Genomic DNA, 1,502 nt, shown 5'->3' on the forward strand with positions numbered 1-1,502 from the left:
GTCCTCTGCCGCCGCCTGACCGATTTCCTTGACGTGGGGGACGGGGGTGCCCTTAGGTGATGCTCTGCCCCGCGAACCTCATCCGGAACGCGAGGGTGGCGAGCGCTCGCTCTGCACGGACCCACACACCAAGGAGTCTCACGTGTCGAACCATTCTCGGAGGACGGGTGCGCGGATGCGTGCTCTCGCCCTCCTTTCGGCGGCGGTCGTCGTCGCCGGATCGCTGAGCGGGGCCACGGCCTCTGCGGCGCCCAAGGACCGGACGGCTCCTGTGGTCGCGAAGCAGGCACCGGCCCGCGACCTCGGGGCCGGGCGCTACGTCGTGGTCCTGCGCGACCCCGGCGCTACGCGCTACGACGGTGGCGTCGCGGACCTGAAGGCCACCAGCGTCCCTGCTGGCAACACCTTCAACGCGCGCTCGGCCAAGGTCGCGGCGTACGCGGGGTACCTGACCACGAAGCAGGACCGCCTCGCAACCCAGGTGGGCGCGACGGTGATGAGCCGGACGACACTGGCGAGCAACGCGTTCACCGCGCGACTCACCGCCGAGCAGGCGACCTCGCTCTCGAGCGAGCGCGACGTGCTGATGATGGTCAAGGACGTCGCCTTCCAGACCGACACCTGGAACACCCCCAAGTTCCTGGGCCTCGACGGCGCCTCGGGTGCCTGGGCCCAGAGGGGCGGCATCGCCAAGGCAGGCGCGGGCGTCGTGGTCGGCGTGCTCGACTCCGGTATCTGGCCCGAGTCGGGCTCCTTCGCGGGCGCCAAGATCGACCGCAACCCCACGGGCCCGTTCAGCCTCTACCGCCGGGGCAACGACATCTTCATGCGGAAGGCCGACGGCGGCCTGTTCCAGGGCTTCTGCCAGCCGGGCCAGAAGTGGATCGCCGACAACTGCAACAGCAAGATCGTCGGTGCTCGCTACTACCCCGACGCGTTCCTCGACAGCGTGAAGCCGCAGGACCGCGGCGCCGCCGAGTTCATCTCCACGCGTGACGGCGACGGCCACGGCTCGCACACCGCGAGCACGGCTGCCGGCAACAACGGCGTTCCCGCCTCGGTCGAGGGCCGCAGCTTCGGCACCGTGAGCGGGATGGCCCCCGCGGCCAAGATCGCCGCCTACAAGGTCTGCTGGAACGACACCGACCCGGACACCGGGGGCTGCTACACGTCCTCGACCCTGTCCGCGGTCGACGACGCGATCTTCGACGGTGTCGACGTCATCAACTACTCGATCTCCGGCGCCACCGACACGGTCGTCGACGCCGTCGAGTACGCCTTCCTCGGCGCGGCCGCAGCCGGCGTGTTCGTGGCCACCTCGGCCGGCAACAGCGGCCCGACTGCCTCCACGGTCGCGCACAACAGCCCCTGGGTCACCACGGTCGCGGCGTCGACCCACTACAACTTCGAGAACACCGTGGTGCTCGGCAACGGCGCGAAGTACAAGGGAGCCTCGATCAACGGCACCGCCGTGCCCAGCACCCCGTTGGTGAACTCATCGG

At 69.8% G+C, this 1,502-nt stretch carries 1 protein-coding gene; it reads left to right on the plus strand.

From position 1 onward, the window contains the following. Nucleotides 1-175 precede the first annotated feature (175 nt). Nucleotides 176-1,502: S8 family serine peptidase (locus tag RMO85_RS16580; RefSeq protein ID WP_310529825.1), on the plus strand; the 1,327-nt coding region annotated here is incomplete at its 3' end.

Source organism: Nocardioides sp. (assembly GCF_031422975.1).
GTDB lineage: Bacteria > Actinomycetota > Actinomycetes > Propionibacteriales > Nocardioidaceae > Nocardioides.